Source organism: Streptomyces sp. NPDC034103, assembly GCF_055575395.1.
In genome coordinates, this window is the sequence record NZ_JBVISS010000011.1 from 322,782 (window position 1) to 337,730 (window position 14,949).

Consider the following 14,949-nt stretch of genomic DNA (forward strand, 5'->3'; position numbering starts at 1 on the left):
CAGCGGCCTCCTTCGTAACTCTGGGTCAGCCGCTACGTGCGCTCGAGCACCTGGACCACGACGTGGTTCAGCCGCACCGTGCGCCCGGCCTTGAAGGACTTCTCGATCGCGTCGGCCGTCTTCGTGTTCATCCCGGTCAGCGGCGGACGTCCGTCGCTGACGGTGGAGACGAGCCACAACCGGTCGACGCCCTTGAGGCAGCGGGCCGGGTGCTTGCACTCACTGGCGCCGTAGGAGCCGTTCTGCTGCGGGGTCCACTCCATGAGCACGTCCTCGGGCGCCTCGCGGTCCCGCAGCTCGTAGGCGAGGGCGCGGCGCTCCGACATCCCGCCGTTGAAGATCATCCCGTCACCGGGCTTCTCGCCCTCGACGATCACGTTCGCGGCGGCCCGGAAGTCCGGCTCCATCGGCAGGTCCTCCTTGGCGTCGCCGATCCCCGGCCACGCCACGAAGGCGTACCCGGCCGCGGTGACCGCCACCAGCAGCGCGCCCAGGGCCTGGGCGCCGGTGCCCCGGCGGGCCCCGGGTTCCAGCCGGCCCGCGAGCCGGGTGACCGCGGCGGCCACCAGCAGCGTCCAGGCCGGGATGGTGAACAGCAGATACCGCGGCAGGAAGAGGTGGAGCTGGTTGGCGGTGACGAAGGTGAGGACCGGCGGCAGCACCGCCCAGGCGCCCAGCAGCACCGCGTACCGCCCGGCCACCAGCAGGCCGATCACGCCGAGCGCCAGCACGGCGCCACCGGTGATCCAGGAACCGAACAGGTTCTCCGGGAACGACGTCAGGTCCTTGGTCGTGGTGACGTTCCAGGCGATCTGGCCGCTCTGCCCGCTGCCCTGCGCGACCATCGGGAAGGTGATCGACAGCCCCAGCAGGGCCGCCCCGGCGAAGGCGTAGTGGGCGATGCGGTCGCCGCGCCTCTTGGCCAGGACCACCAGCCACAGGTGGCCCGCGAGCACCGACATCGCCACCAGGTGGCTGAATCCGGTGGCCGCCAGGGCGAGGGCGTACAGCGTCCAGTTGCGCAGGCTCGGCCGGTCCAGCGACCGCATCAGCAGCAGGGTGGCCAGCAGCGCGAACAGGGTGGCGAAGGCGTACGGCCGGGCCTCCTGCCCGTACCGGGTGATCGTCGGGACCACCGCGAACAGCAACCCCGCCAGCACCCCGGTGCGCACCGCGAACATCCGCCGCCCGAGGAGCCCGACCAGACCCGCGGAGACCGCCATGGCGAGCGCCTCCGGCAGCCGCAGCGCCGCGGGCGAGTCACCGGCGACGGTCATCCACAGGTGCAGGGAGGCGTAGTACGGCGTGAAGACGACGTCGATGTTGTCGATCAGCCGGCCGAGGTCGTGCCAGGACAGCGAGGACGCCCACCAGGTGGCGTGCTCGTCACGCCACAGCTGGCGACCGCCGAGGCCCGGCAGCACACAGGCGGCCGCGGCGAGCGTGGGCAGCAGGAAGACCAGCCACGCCGAGCCCCCGCCGGCGGGCGTGCCCCGGGCCCGGCGCCGCTCGGAGCGCGTACCGCCCGTACCGGGCGCCTGGTCCTGGGTCTCGTCGACCGGTGGTGTGTATGCCGTCATCGCTTCACCCAGATCCGGTACGGCTCCTGCCCCTCGCCGCCGCCGGACGGCTTCAGCACGGTCAGCAGCCGGTAGTCGGCGTTGCCGCGCAGCGCGTCGGGGACGGTGGCGGCCCGCAGCACGATCGCGTCGTAGGAACCCTTCTCCACCTCGTCCGCCAGGGCCTGGCCGCGCTCCGCCCGGTGCCACTGGCCGGGCCGGGTCTGGGCGCGCAGGTAGTACGCGGAGATCTCCGGGTCGTCGCTCAGATAGGCGCCCTTGCCGTCCACGACCTCGCGCAGGGCGCCGATCATGCCGGCCGAGTCCGGCGGGCGGTACAGCTCGCGGGTCTGTGCCATGCCGATGACCAGCGCGGCGACGTAGATCATGATGCCGATCTGCGGATACCGGATGTGGGCACCCATCATCCGCGAGACACCGAGGCCCGCCATCGGCACCGCGAAGAGCAGCCCGAAGCCGACGTGGATGTGCAGCGAGCTGCCGTTGCCCAGCCAGGCCTGGTAGAGCGGGGCGAGCAGCGCGGTGGCGCACATCGTCAGGCCCAGCAGGGAACGCCGGACCGCGCCCGGGGCATCCCCCTCGGCCCACGGCATCTCGCCCATGCGGGCCCGCCGGATGTAGCCGACGGCACCGATCACCGCGACGAGCAGCACGACCCCGCCCCACTGGACGCTGTCCTTCAGCAGCTCGAACGTGCTGTCGCTACCGTGCGCGTTCCAACCGCTCGGGCTGCCGACGAGCTGGACGCCCACCAGGCACAGGGCACCGGTGGCCGCCGCGAACAGCGCCCCGCGCACGAAGGCACCCGCGCCACGGAAGCGGTAGGCGGTCAGCACCGCGAGCACGGTCATCGTCGGCAGGTACAGCGCCGCCGAGTACGCGGCGAACGGCGCCAGGGCCGCGAAGGGGGCCGCGACCAGCACCGCCGCGGGGCTCGCCTGCCGGGTCCTGACCAGCAGCCACAGGGCGGCGGCGAGCAGGAAGAGCGACAGCGAGTGCGGGGAGGCGTACCGGCCGGTGAAGGCGGTCGACTCCAGGACGGAGTACATGGCGGCGGCGGCGAGGCCGGCCCGGGAGTTGAACAGCATCCGGGTCGCGCCGAACAGCAGCGCGGTCGCGCCGAGCGCCCAGGCCAGGCTGAGCGCCCGGCCCCCGGCGAGCCCGAACGCGGCGACCAGGCCCGCCAGTTCGCCGTCGGACATCAGGAACTTCGCCTCCTGGGCGAAGGCGCTCCCGTCGAGCCGGTACGACAGTCCCGCCTGCACGAGCAGGATCAGGACGAGGGCGCCCCGGCTGATCCACGCCGAGCGGCCGTTGTCGACCGACCAGGACGACACCGGTACCTCGGGAAGCACATAGCCCGGCTCGGGCTCCGGCTCCGGTTCGAGGACGGTGTACTCCGGGACGTAGTACTCGGCGTCGGACTCCTCGGGCGGCCGCTGGTACCGGTGCGGCGGCGGGGCGTACGCGTACTGCTGGGCGTGGGCGTGCTGCTGGGCGGCCGTGGGCTGCTGCGGGACGTACCCGTGCGCCTCCGTCCGGCCGTACGGCTGCTGTTGCCCGCCGTACTGCTGGGCCTGCTGGTCGTGTCCCTGCCGCTGTTCGCCGTACGGCGGGTACTGCTGCTGCCAGTCCTGCCGGTCCTGGTCCGTCCAGTGCCCGCCGCCCTGCTGATGGGGGTTCACGTGCGGGGTACCTCGAATCCGAAGGCGTCGTCAGCGATCAGGCGCTTGAACTCGGCCAGGGCGAGCGGGCTGCTCTGGATGCGCCAGTCGGCCCGCTTGGGGATGTTGAACCACAGGAAGCCGATGACGTCCTTGTCCTGCTCGACCCCCGCGAGCAGCGCGCGCACATCGGCACGCCGCCGCTCGCCGGGCTCCGCGGAGGTCTCGCTGATCAGCACCGGCTTGTCGGTGAACGTCGCGACCTGCCGCTGCGTCGGCCCGTACAGGGCGTCGAAGGTGTGCGCGCCGGTCCGTGTCCAGTAGCCGACGATGCCGACCCAGTCGACGTACGCGTCCCCGGGCCAGTAGGGCTCCAGCCGCACGGACGGCACCGGGTTGACCACGTTCGGGCTCCACACCCAGATCACGTTGGTGGCGCCGACGTCCTGGAAGACGTCGTGGATGTGCCGCCAGGCCTTCGCGAAGGTCTCGGCGGTGGCGTCCTTGGTGCCCCACGGGTACCAGTGGCCGTTCATCTCGTGCCCGAAACTGATCGCGACGGGCACGTCGGTCTCGCGGACGCTCTGCGCGTACTTCTCGATGTACGTGTCCTGCGAACCGTCGGCGATCTTGTCGAGGCCGGGCTCGAACGGCTCCCACGACACGTACAGCAGTCCGCCGTCCTCGAAGACGTTCTGCGCGCCCTCGGCGTTGAAGCCGTCGCCCCACGCGGAGTACGAACCGACCAGGTTCGGCTTCTTGCCGACGGCCTTCGCGAAGGTGTCCACCGGCTTCATCGAGGTGGGCGCGCCGTCCACGGCGACGCCGAAGTAGTCCTTGTCGGGGTGCAGCAGCGGCGTCACGTCGTAGGGCGTGTCGGTCCCGGGGGCGCCGGAGGAGTCGGCGGCCGGCTCCTTGGCGGCGCGGGCCGCGGGATCGTCGTCCCCGCCGAGGACACCGCACCCGGAGGCCCCCGCCAGGACCGTCAACGCCAGACACAGCGGGAGGAGGGCCTTGCGGATCATGCGGGTTCACCTGCCGAGTGGTGTTCCTTGGGCTGGATCAGCGCTCGCGCGACGACCAGTGCGTAGAACAGCCCGGAGGACAGGACGAGGGCGAAGTCCGGCGGATAGCCGGTGAACAGCCGGTACACCGCGGCGCCGACCCAGACCACGGCGGTGCCGCCGCTCCAGATCCACAGGCCCAGCCAGAACCGGCGGGTCTTGTTCTTCTTGGCGCCCTTGGAGCCGGTCGGCTGCCATCCCATGCGCTGCTTGCGCAGGATGTCCCAGATGGCGAAGACATGCGCCCAGCCGTACATCAGCCGGGCCGACCAGGCCTCCAGGCGGTACGGGGACTTGTGCCACATGGGGAAGATCAGAGTCGTGTAGACGATGCTGGGCAGCACCCACACCAGGTGCTTGACCTGGAGCATCTCCGGGCTGGTCAGCAGCAGCACGACGGGGACGAGCGGCGCGACGAAGGTGAACAGCGCCGTGTGGATGTAGTAGAAGAAGCCGGACAGGTAGCAGAGCCGGCTGGAGAACCGGATCGGCGCGTCCCAGAACTTCTTGCTGCCGAGGAGCGACATCGAGCCGGAGCACCAGCGGTACTGCTGGTTGAAGAACGCTCCGGCGGTGTCCGGGCACACCCCCGTGGACAGCGCGACCGGCACGTACTTCAGGTCCCAGCCCAGCCCGCGCAGGTCGAAGCCGGTGTGCACGTCCTCGGAGTGCTCGATGAGGGTGGTGCCGCCGTTGGTCTCCAGGGCCGCGCGTCGGTAGATGGCGCAGGATCCCACACAAATCGCCCCGTCACTGTTCTGCCGGGACACCTGGACGGACCGGTAGAACAGCTCCTGCACCGCGCCCGCCCCGCGCTCGATCCAGTTCTGCGAGTCGAGGACGCGGAAGTACTGCGGCGACTGCACGATCCCGATGCGCTCGTTCGCCTCCATGTACGGCAGCAGCTCCTCCAGGAGGTCGGAGCGCGGCGTGAAGTCGGCGTCGAGGATGAGGATGTACTTGCCGTCCGACTGGCCGAAGCCGAAGTGCAGGTTGCCCGCCTTCTTGAACCAGCCGCGGTTCTCCCGGGTGCCGTAGCGGAACCCGAAGTCCCGGGCCATGGCGGCGAGTTCGGGACTCGCACCGTCGTCCAGGACGAACGGCACACAGGTGCCCGGGTACCGGTCGGCCAGCTGGCGCACATGGGTCCAGGTGTTGTGCAGCACCTCGATCGGCTCCCCGCACACCGGCAGGAAGACATCGACGGTGGGATACACCGGGGGCCGCCAGCCGCGCACGATCCGCTGGTGGTACTCGAAGTCGAAGTCGCGCGTGAAGCCGTTCACACGCAGCGACACCAGGTAGTAGACGACCGTGAAGAAGAGCGGCGGCGCGAAGATCCACGTCAGCGGACTGGCCTTCGCGAGCGCCACCTGGCTGACTGTCAGGCAGCCGAAGCTGACGATGGACGCGAGCGTCAGCACCCACAGGCGCCGCTTGACATACGCATACTTCTCCGCATGTGAGGGCGGCGCGGGCAACAGCCCCATCGGCGCCCGTTCGGCGCCACGCCGTCCTCCGTGCCGTGCGGACCGGCGCCCCCCGGCGCCCGCCTCTCCGGACATGCGGGCAGAGTCAATGAATGACATTCCTACCCTCCGGGCCGAAGCCCGATTCCCCACCCCAAAGAAGCCCCTTTCGAACAAAGGGGCTAGATGGGGAAGGTTATCCGAGAGGTGTGAATGCTGTAAGGGGTGTGGAGAGACGTACGTCCACTACGTCAGGCGATGTCCCAAATATTTGTTGAAAACCCGGGTAACTAACAGGTTTCACATCCGGACGAGCCGCCCAGAGTCCGACGATTCCGGGCTTCCCTGCTCCGCGCGGCCAGCAACTCGTCGGCCGGATACCCCACTTCCTCCAGCGTCAGCCCATGCGGCCGCACCACATGCACCGCCGAGTCCCGCACCCCCGCCGCGAGCACCTTCCCCGGCCAGTCCGCCGGCCGGTGCCCGTCCCCCACGAACAGCAGCGCCCCGATCAGCGAGCGCACCATGTTGTGGCAGAAGGCGTCCGCCCGGACGGTCGCCGTGACGATCCCGTCGGCGCCCCGCTCCAGCCGCAGCTCCTGAAGCGTGCGGATGGTGGTGGCCCCCTCCCGCTTCTTGCAGTAGGCGGCGAAGTCGTGCTCCCCCAGCAGCCGCTCGGCCGCCTCGTTCATGGCATCGACGTCGAGCGGCCAGTCGTGCCACAGCACATGGTTGCGCAGCAGCGGATCGACCCCGCCCGGATTGTCGGTGACCCGGTACGCGTACCGCCGCCACACCGCCGAGAACCGCGCGTTGAAGCCGCTCGGCGCCTCCCGCAACGCCCACACCCGCACGTCCTTGGGCAGCCGCCCGGCGAGCCGCTTCAGCAGCTTCTCGTGGTGCTCGCGCCAGACCTGCTCCGGCAGATCGACATGCGCCACCTGCCCCCGCGCGTGCACCCCGGCATCGGTCCGCCCCGCGACCGTCAGCTCGTACGTCGTACCGCCCGACCGGGTCACGGTCCGCAGCGCGTCCTCGATCTCCCCCTGCACGGTCCGCCGCCCCCCGGCCTGCTTGGCCCACCCGGAGAACCCGCTCCCGTCGTACGACAGGTCGAGCCGGACACGGACATACCCGGCCGCTACTTCTTCACTCACACCGAGATCCTCTCAAGAACAGCAAAGTGGGCCCGCTCCTGTGAAGGAACGGGCCCACTCAGACGCGCCCCCTCAGGGGCGCGGGGAACTGCGCGATCAGCCACGACGAACCCGCGGCCGCCGACCGGACAGCACCCCGCAGAACGCTTACGCGTCCTTCGACTCCTCGGCGGCGTCGGCCTTGGCGGTGTCGACCTTGGTCTCCTCGGCAGCCGGAGCAGCCTCGGAGTCCTTCGCGGCACGCTTGGTGGCGGCCTCGGCCTCACCCGTCGCCTGCTGCGCGACCGTCAGCGCCTCGACCAGCTCGATGACAGCCATGGGCGCGTTGTCGCCACGGCGGTTACCGATCTTGGTGATACGGGTGTAGCCACCCGGACGGTTCTCGTACCGCGGGCCGATCTCGGTGAAGAGCGTGTGCACGATGCTCTTGTCCGTGATGACCTGGAGCACCTGGCGGCGGTTGTGAAGGTCGCCCTTCTTCGCCTTGGTGACCAGACGCTCGGCGTACGGACGCAGCTTGCGCGCCTTCGCCTCGGTGGTGGTGATACGGCCGTGCTCGAAGAGGCTCTTCGCGAGGTTCGCGAGGAGGAGCTTCTCGTGCGCGGCGCTGCCGCCCAGACGGGCACCCTTGGTGGGCTTCGGCATTTCTGTCTCCTGTGTGTCTGCCCCGGCCGTATCAGGTACCGGGGTCAGGAACCCGGTGAGCGGATGCTCACCGGCAACAACCGATCAGGTACTGCTCAGTACTGCTCGGTCTCCACGAAACCCGCGTCCGCGTCGTCGTCGGCGCCGAAGGCGTCGGCGGCGGCCGTGGGGTCGAATCCGGGCGGGCTGTCCTTCAGGGCCAGGCCCATGCCGGCCAGCTTCGCCTTGACCTCGTCGATGGACTTCGCACCGAAGTTGCGGATGTCCAGGAGGTCGGCCTCGGAGCGGGCGACGAGCTCACCCACGGAGTGGATGCCCTCACGCTTGAGGCAGTTGTACGACCGAACGGTGAGCTCAAGCTCCTCGATCGGCAGCGCGAGATCAGCGGCGAGGGCGGCGTCCGTGGGGGACGGGCCCATGTCGATGCCCTCGGCGTCGATGTTCAGCTCGCGGGCGAGACCGAACAGCTCGACCAGCGTCTTACCGGCCGACGCCATGGCGTCACGGGGACGCATGGCCTGCTTGGTCTCGACGTCGACGATCAGCTTGTCGAAGTCGGTCCGCTGCTCGACACGCGTGGCCTCGACCTTGTACGTGACCTTGAGCACGGGGCTGTAGATGGAGTCGACCGGGATACGGCCGATCTCCTGGCCCACCTGCTTGTTCTGCACGGCGGAGACGTAACCGCGGCCGCGCTCGACCGTCAGCTCCATCTCCAGCTTGCCCTTGCCGTTGAGCGTGGCGAGGACGAGGTCGGGGTTGTGCACCTCGACACCGGCCGGGGGCGCGATGTCGGCGGCGGTGACCAGACCCGGGCCCTGCTTGCGCAGGTACATCACGACCGGCTCGTCGTGCTCCGAGGAGACGACCAGCTGCTTGATGTTGAGGATCAGGTCGGTGACGTCCTCCTTGACACCCGGCACGGTGGTGAACTCGTGCAGGACACCGTCGATACGGATGCTGGTGACAGCAGCGCCGGGGATCGACGACAGGAGGGTACGGCGGAGGGAGTTGCCGAGGGTGTAACCGAAGCCCGGCTCCAGCGGCTCGATCACGAACCGGGAGCGGAACTCGTCGACGACCTCTTCGGTCAACGAGGGACGCTGAGCGATCAGCATGTTGCGTTCCTTCAGTCAGGGGCACCCACTATTTGATGCCCTGAGCTACCAGGCAGAGCCTGATCGTGCTACGTACAAGGGTACGGGCGATACGACCCTTACAGAGCCGTACCGCCCGAGAACCACAGCCTGTGAAGGCGACGCGTCAGACGCGGCGGCGCTTCGGCGGACGGCAGCCGTTGTGCGGGGTGGGGGTGACGTCCTGGATGGAGCCGACCTCGAGACCGGTCGCCTGAAGCGAACGGATGGCCGTCTCACGACCCGAACCCGGGCCCTTCACGAAGACGTCGACCTTGCGCATGCCGTGCTCCTGCGCGCGGCGGGCGGCCGACTCGGCGGCCATCTGCGCGGCGAAGGGGGTGGACTTGCGCGAGCCCTTGAAGCCGACGTGGCCGGCGGAGGCCCAGGAGATCACGTTGCCCGAGGGGTCCGTGATCGAGACGATCGTGTTGTTGAACGTGCTCTTGATGTGCGCGTGGCCGTGAGCGACGTTCTTCTTTTCCTTGCGGCGCACCTTCTTGGCAGCGCCCTGACGACCCTTGGGGGGCATCTAGTTACTCCTACGGGGAGGTGGTCGGTCCTACAGCGAAGACCGCTGATGAAGCGTTGTCCGCTGAGGACTACTTCTTGCCCGGCTTCTTCTTGCCGGCGATGGCGCGACGCGGGCCCTTGCGGGTACGAGCGTTCGTGCTGGTGCGCTGACCGCGAACGGGCAGACCACGACGGTGACGGAGACCCTGGTAGCAACCGATCTCCACCTTGCGGCGGATGTCGGCCTGGACCTCGCGACGGAGGTCACCCTCGGTCTTGATGTTGTTGTCGACGTACTCACGAATCGCGACGAGCTGCTCCTCGGAGAGGTCGCGAACGCGGGTGTTCGGGTCGATGCCGGTCTCGGCCAGCGTCAGCTGGGAGAGCGTCCGGCCGATACCGAACACGTAGGTCAGGGCGACCTCCACGCGCTTGTCGCGCGGGATGTCAACACCGGAAACGCGTGCCATTCAATGGCTCCTGGTGGTCTTCGGAGGTCTTCCACAGAACCGGTTCCCAGCCGCCGTACCAGGTACGAACTGGGTCCTCGGCCTCCGAACCGAGGGTGTCAGGCACCAAGGCGCCTGGGCTCTGCGTATGAACATGTTCAGCTCGCGTCGCGCGAATCTCTGCGATGTCGATGCAGAGGGATTGGTCCTGCGTCAGCCCTGGCGCTGCTTGTGGCGCGGGTTCTCGCAGATGACCATGACCCGACCGTGACGGCGGATCACCCTGCACTTGTCGCAGATCTTCTTGACGCTCGGCTTGACCTTCATGGGGTGAGGTTCTCCGGGTCAGTGCCACCATCCGCGTCCCGGGGACCGGGGCACGGGGCGGGGGCAAGATCTACTTGTAGCGGTAGACGATCCGGCCACGCGTCAGGTCGTACGGAGACAACTCCACCACGACCCGGTCGTCAGGGAGGATACGGATGTAGTGCATACGCATCTTGCCGCTGATGTGTGCCAGGACCTGGTGGCCGTTCTGGAGCTCGACCTTGAACATGGCGTTCGGAAGAGACTCGACGACAGTGCCCTCGATCTCGATGGCACCTTGCTTCTTGGCCACGCTTCGCCCTTCGAATCGACTACCTTGATCGACTCTGCGCGAGCGCATGCAGACATGCGGGTGCACCAGAGCCGACGAGTCAGTCTACGACAGCGCCCCCGGAAAGACGAATCGAGAAAGAATGCCCGGGAGAGGAGATCGTTAAGCACGCGCGGACGACCGCGCCCCGTCAGGAGCGGCGGGCACGACCGCACCCCGACAGGAGCGCGCGCAGAACTACGCGGGTCTCAGGCCAGCGGATCCGGAGCGGCGACGACGCCGTACTCCGCCAGCTTCGCCTTGCCCCCGTCGGGAGCCGTGAGCACCAGAGGCCCGTCCACGGTCAACGCGACGGAGTGCTCCCAGTGCGAGGACCACGTGCCGTCGGTGGTGATGACGGTCCAGTCGTCCGACAGCACCTCGGTCCGGGGCGTCCCCAGCGACACCATCGGCTCGATGGCGAGGCAGAACCCGGGAACCAGCTTCGGCCCCTTGCCCCGCCGCCGGTCCACGTAGTTCAGCAGGTGCGGGTCCATGTGCATCTCGGTACCGATGCCGTGACCGCCGTAGTCCTCGATGATCCCGTACTTGCCGCCACCCGGCTTCGGCTGCCGGCGGATGTACGTCTCGATGGCCCGCGAGATGTCGACGAGCCGCGCGCCCTGCTTCATCGCGGCGATACCGGCCCACATGGACTCCTCCGTCACCCGGGAGAGCTCCAGGAGCTCCGGAGCGTGCCCGGAGCCCACGAAGGCCGTGTAGGCGGCGTCGCCGTGCCAGCCGTCGATGATGGCGCCGCAGTCGATGGAGATGACGTCACCGTCCTTGAGGACCACGTCCTCGGAGGGGATGCCGTGGACGACGACCTCGTTCACCGAGGTGCAGATCGTCGCCGGGAAGCCGCCGTAGCCGAGGAAGTTCGACTTCGCCCCGTGCTCGGCCAGCACCTTGCGCGCGACCTCGTCCAGGTCCTTCGTGGACGCCCCCGGCACGGCGGCCTCACGCGTGGCAGCGTGGATGGCGGCGACGACCAGCCCCGCCTCACGCATCTTGGCGATCTGCTCAGGGGTCTTGATCTGGACCATGGGGGGCCTGCGCTCTCCGTCACTCGCTGGTTCGGTTACCTACACAACAGTACGGCCGTGCAGTCCCTCGGGACTCCACGGCCGTACAGGGACGACGCCTACTGGTCGTCGCCCTCACGCTTCAGCGCGGCCAGCGCGCGCTGGGTGACCTCGTCCACCGGACCCATGGCCTCGATCGTGACGACGAGACCCTGCGCCTTGTAGTAGTCGATGATCGGCTCGGTCTGCGTGTGGTAGACCTCGAGCCGGGTGCGGACCGTCGCCTCGGAGTCGTCGTCCCGCTGGTACAGCTCGCCGCCGCAGACGTCGCAGACGCCTTCCTTGGCCGGCTTCTTGTACGACACGTGGAAGACGTGGGCGGAGTCGTTGCGGCAGATGCGCCGACCGGCGATCCGCTTGACGACCTCCTCCTCGGGGGCCTCCAGGTCCAGCACCGCGTCCAGCTTGATGCTCTCGGTGGTGAGCAGTTCGTCCAGCGCCTCGGCCTGTGAGACGTTCCGCGGGAAGCCGTCCAGCAGGAAGCCGTTGACGGCGTCCGGCTGTTCCATACGGTCCTTGGCCATCGCGATGGTGACCTCGTCGGGGACGAGGTTGCCGGCGTCCATGTAGGACTTCGCGAGCTTGCCGAGCTCCGTCTGCTGGCTGATGTTGGCGCGGAACAGGTCGCCCGTGGAGATGTGCGGGACACGCAGCTTCTCGGCGAGGCGCGTGGCCTGCGTTCCCTTTCCGGCGCCAGGCGGCCCGACGAGGACGATTCGCATCAGCGGAGGAACCCTTCGTAATTGCGCTGCTGGAGCTGGCTCTCGATCTGCTTCACCGTCTCAAGACCCACACCCACGATGATCAGGATGCTGGTCCCGCCGAACGGGAAGTTCTGGTTTGCCCCGAAACCGACCAACGCCATCGTTGGAACAAGAGCGATCAGACCCAAGTACAGCGAACCCGGCCAGGTGATCCGGTTGAGTACGTACGACAGGTACTCAGCGGTCGGTCGGCCAGCCCGGATGCCCGGGATGAAGCCACCATACTTCTTCATGTTGTCCGCGACTTCCTCGGGGTTGAACGAGATAGCCACGTAGAAGAAGGCGAAGAAAACGATGAGCAAGAAGTACAGCGTGATGTAGATCGGGTGGTCGCCCTTGGTGAGATTCTGCTCGACCCAGGTCTTCCAGCCGGACTTGCTGCTCGAGAACTGCGCAATAAGAGCCGGGATGTACAGCAGCGACGACGCGAAGATGACGGGGATCACACCCGCCTGGTTCACCTTCAGCGGGATGTATGTCGACGTGCCGCCGTAGGCGCGGCGGCCGATCATCCGCTTCGCGTACTGCACGGGGATGCGGCGCTGAGCCTGCTCGACGAAGACCACCAGACCGACCATGACCAGGCCGACCGCGACGACGGTGCCGAACTCGATCCAGCCGTCGGCCAGCGTGCCCGACTTCTTGATGGCCCACAGCGCGGACGGGAAGGTGGCGGCGATCGAGATGAACATCAGGATCGACATGCCGTTGCCGATGCCGCGGTCGGTGATGAGCTCACCGAGCCACATCACGACGGCCGTACCGGCGGTCATCGTGATGACCATGACGATCGTGGTGAAGATCGACCGGTCCGGGACGATGGTCGAGGCGGTGGTGCAGCCGGAGAAGAGGGCGCCGCTGCGGGCGGTGGCGACGAGGCCGGTGCCCTGAAGAATGGCGAGCGCCACGGTCAGGTAACGGGTGTACTGCGTGATCTTCGCCGTACCGGCCTGGCCCTCCTTCTTGAGGGCTTCCAGGCGCGGGATCACGACGGTCAGCAGCTGGAGGATGATGCTCGCCGTGATGTACGGCATGATCCCCAGCGCGAAGATCGTGATCTGCAGCAGCGCACCGCCACTGAACATGTTGACCAGACCGAACAGGCCCTGGTTCGCGGACGCCTCGTCGACGCACTGCTGGACGGACTTGTAGTCGACGCCCGGGATCGGAACGTGCGTACCGACTCGGTACAACACGATGATGCCCAGCGTGAAGAGCAGCTTCTTGCGCAGGTCGGGCGTCTTGAACGCCCGGGCGAACGCGGTGAGCACGGTGCCTCCTGCGACCCCCGCGCTACTGCGTCAAGGGTGACGGTCTTGAGGTTCGACGGATACAGACGAATACGTAACGGCCAACTGTCGCTCAAGGTGCCCCAGGTTCAGCACCCTGTGAAAGTTGGCAGTGCAGGCCACCTTACCGGCGAGACTGCCACCCTAGGAACGACCAACCGGGGATACCCCTTTTGTGGGGTATCCCCGGTCGGGATCGCTCAAGTCATCGAGACGCCTGAGGTGTTCAGACGAGCTCGGTGACGGTGCCGCCGGCCGCGGTGATCTTCTCCTTGGCGGAGCCGGAGACGGCGTCGACCGTCACCTGCAGCGCCACGGTGAGCTCACCCTGACCGAGGACCTTGACGAGGCTGTTCTTGCGAACAGCGCCCTTGGCCACCAGACCCTCGACGGTGACCTCGCCACCCTCGGGGTAGAGGGCGGCCAGCTTGTCGAGGTTCACGACCTGGAACTCGACCTTGAAGGGGTTCTTGAAGCCCTTGAGCTTCGGAAGACGCATGTGGAGGGGCATCTGCCCACCCTCGAAGCGCTCCGGAACCTGGTAACGGGCCTTCGTGCCCTTGGTACCACGACCGGCCGTCTTACCCTTCGACGCCTCACCACGACCCACACGGGTCTTGGCGGTCTTGGCGCCCGGGGCGGGACGGAGGTTGTGGATCTTGAGCGGGTTGTTCTCCGCCATGATCAGTCGACCTCCTCGACCGTCACGAGGTGGCGGACGGTGTGCACCATGCCGCGGAACTCGGGACGATCCTCCTTGACGACCTGCGTGTTGATGCCCTTGAGACCAAGGGAACGCAGGGTGTCACGGTGGTTCTGCTTGCTGCCGATGTACGACTTCGTCTGCGTGATCTTGAGCTGAGCCATTACGCAGCACCAGCCCCGGCACGCGCACGCAGCAGAGCCGCGGGAGCGACGTCCTCGAGGGGCAGACCACGGCGAGCCGCGATCTCCTCGGGACGCTGCAGGCCCTTCAGGGCCTCCACGGTCGCGTGCACGATGTTGATCGCGTTCGACGAGCCGAGCGACTTCGACAGGATGTCGTGAACGCCGGCGCACTCGAGCACGGCACGCACCGGGCCACCGGCGATAACGCCGGTACCGGGGGACGCCGGCTTGAGCAGGACGACGCCCGCCGCCTTCTCACCCGTGATCGGGTGCGGGATGGTGCCCTGGATACGGGGGACCTTGAAGAAGTGCTTCTTGGCCTCCTCAACACCCTTGGCGATGGCGGCCGGCACCTCCTTGGCCTTGCCGTAACCGACACCGACGGTGCCATCGCCATCGCCCACTACGACGAGCGCAGTGAAGCTGAAGCGACGACCACCCTTCACAACCTTGGCGACACGGTTGATCGCGACGACACGCTCAACGTAAGCAGTCTTCTCGGCGGCAGCTGCGCCACCGTCACGACCCTTACGGTCCCGCCGCTCGCCGCCACCGGCACCGCCACCGCGGCGCTGGGGTCCAGCCATTGGATTACCTCTCTCTTTCCGC

17 protein-coding genes are annotated in these 14,949 nt (G+C 68.0%); all 17 read right to left on the reverse strand.

The window, feature by feature from the left end:
• Positions 1-32 precede the first annotated feature (32 nt).
• Positions 33-1,580: a glycosyltransferase family 39 protein gene (locus ACZ56U_RS25945; RefSeq protein WP_469086383.1), complete on the reverse strand. Its 1,548-nt coding sequence runs from the start codon at positions 1,578-1,580 to the stop codon at positions 33-35.
• Positions 1,577-3,265, reverse strand: a complete 1,689-nt coding sequence (locus ACZ56U_RS25950) for a hypothetical protein (protein WP_469086384.1) — start codon at positions 3,263-3,265, stop codon at positions 1,577-1,579. Before ACZ56U_RS25950 ends, ACZ56U_RS25945 begins: the two co-directional genes overlap by 4 nt.
• Positions 3,262-4,269: a glycoside hydrolase family 26 protein gene (locus ACZ56U_RS25955; protein WP_469086385.1), complete on the reverse strand. Its 1,008-nt coding sequence runs from the start codon at positions 4,267-4,269 to the stop codon at positions 3,262-3,264. Before ACZ56U_RS25955 ends, ACZ56U_RS25950 begins: the two co-directional genes overlap by 4 nt.
• Complete coding sequence (locus ACZ56U_RS25960) at positions 4,266-5,798, reverse strand: glycosyltransferase family 2 protein (RefSeq protein WP_469086386.1); 1,533 nt, start codon at positions 5,796-5,798, stop codon at positions 4,266-4,268. The genes ACZ56U_RS25955 and ACZ56U_RS25960 overlap by 4 nt, the downstream gene beginning before the upstream one ends.
• Positions 5,799-6,067: 269 nt before the next feature.
• A complete protein-coding gene (gene truA / locus ACZ56U_RS25965) occupies positions 6,068-6,934 on the reverse strand; it encodes a tRNA pseudouridine(38-40) synthase TruA (RefSeq protein WP_469086387.1) in 867 nt (288 codons plus the stop codon).
• A 147-nt stretch (positions 6,935-7,081) separates the two neighbouring features.
• Positions 7,082-7,579, reverse strand: a complete 498-nt coding sequence (gene rplQ / locus ACZ56U_RS25970; RefSeq protein ID WP_469086388.1) for a 50S ribosomal protein L17 — start codon at positions 7,577-7,579, stop codon at positions 7,082-7,084.
• Between the two features lie 95 nt (positions 7,580-7,674).
• Complete coding sequence (locus tag ACZ56U_RS25975; protein ID WP_003966937.1) at positions 7,675-8,697, reverse strand: DNA-directed RNA polymerase subunit alpha; 1,023 nt, start codon at positions 8,695-8,697, stop codon at positions 7,675-7,677.
• A gap of 145 nt (positions 8,698-8,842) precedes the next feature.
• A complete protein-coding gene (gene rpsK / locus ACZ56U_RS25980; RefSeq protein ID WP_003956432.1) occupies positions 8,843-9,247 on the reverse strand; it encodes a 30S ribosomal protein S11 in 405 nt (134 codons plus the stop codon).
• Between the two features lie 70 nt (positions 9,248-9,317).
• Positions 9,318-9,698, reverse strand: a complete 381-nt coding sequence (gene rpsM / locus ACZ56U_RS25985) for a 30S ribosomal protein S13 (RefSeq protein WP_391239637.1) — start codon at positions 9,696-9,698, stop codon at positions 9,318-9,320.
• Between the two features lie 192 nt (positions 9,699-9,890).
• Complete coding sequence (gene rpmJ, locus ACZ56U_RS25990) at positions 9,891-10,004, reverse strand: 50S ribosomal protein L36 (RefSeq protein WP_003998809.1); 114 nt, start codon at positions 10,002-10,004, stop codon at positions 9,891-9,893.
• Positions 10,005-10,074: 70 nt separating this feature from the next.
• Positions 10,075-10,296 carry a translation initiation factor IF-1 gene (gene infA, locus ACZ56U_RS25995; RefSeq protein WP_003948620.1) on the reverse strand — a complete coding sequence of 74 codons (222 nt, stop codon included), beginning with the start codon at positions 10,294-10,296 and terminating at the stop codon, positions 10,075-10,077.
• 227 nt (positions 10,297-10,523) lie between these two features.
• Positions 10,524-11,360 (reverse strand): type I methionyl aminopeptidase, encoded by an 837-nt coding sequence (gene map / locus ACZ56U_RS26000; protein ID WP_469086389.1) that lies wholly within the window; start codon positions 11,358-11,360, stop codon positions 10,524-10,526.
• Positions 11,361-11,458: 98 nt separating this feature from the next.
• On the reverse strand, positions 11,459-12,121 hold the full coding sequence (locus tag ACZ56U_RS26005) for an adenylate kinase (protein ID WP_469086390.1): 663 nt from the start codon (positions 12,119-12,121) through the stop codon (positions 11,459-11,461).
• The gene (secY, locus tag ACZ56U_RS26010) at positions 12,121-13,434 is read right to left on the reverse strand and encodes a preprotein translocase subunit SecY (RefSeq protein WP_469086391.1); all 1,314 of its coding nucleotides are present in this window, start codon (positions 13,432-13,434) and stop codon (positions 12,121-12,123) included. The genes ACZ56U_RS26005 and secY overlap by 1 nt, the downstream gene beginning before the upstream one ends.
• A gap of 244 nt (positions 13,435-13,678) precedes the next feature.
• A complete protein-coding gene (gene rplO / locus ACZ56U_RS26015) occupies positions 13,679-14,134 on the reverse strand; it encodes a 50S ribosomal protein L15 (protein ID WP_469086392.1) in 456 nt (151 codons plus the stop codon).
• 2 nt (positions 14,135-14,136) lie between these two features.
• Positions 14,137-14,319 carry a 50S ribosomal protein L30 gene (gene rpmD, locus ACZ56U_RS26020; protein ID WP_005481207.1) on the reverse strand — a complete coding sequence of 61 codons (183 nt, stop codon included), beginning with the start codon at positions 14,317-14,319 and terminating at the stop codon, positions 14,137-14,139.
• Entirely contained in the window at positions 14,319-14,927 is a 609-nt protein-coding gene (rpsE, locus tag ACZ56U_RS26025) for a 30S ribosomal protein S5 (RefSeq protein ID WP_013001409.1), read from the reverse strand. The genes rpmD and rpsE overlap by 1 nt, the downstream gene beginning before the upstream one ends.
• Positions 14,928-14,949 lie beyond the last annotated feature (22 nt).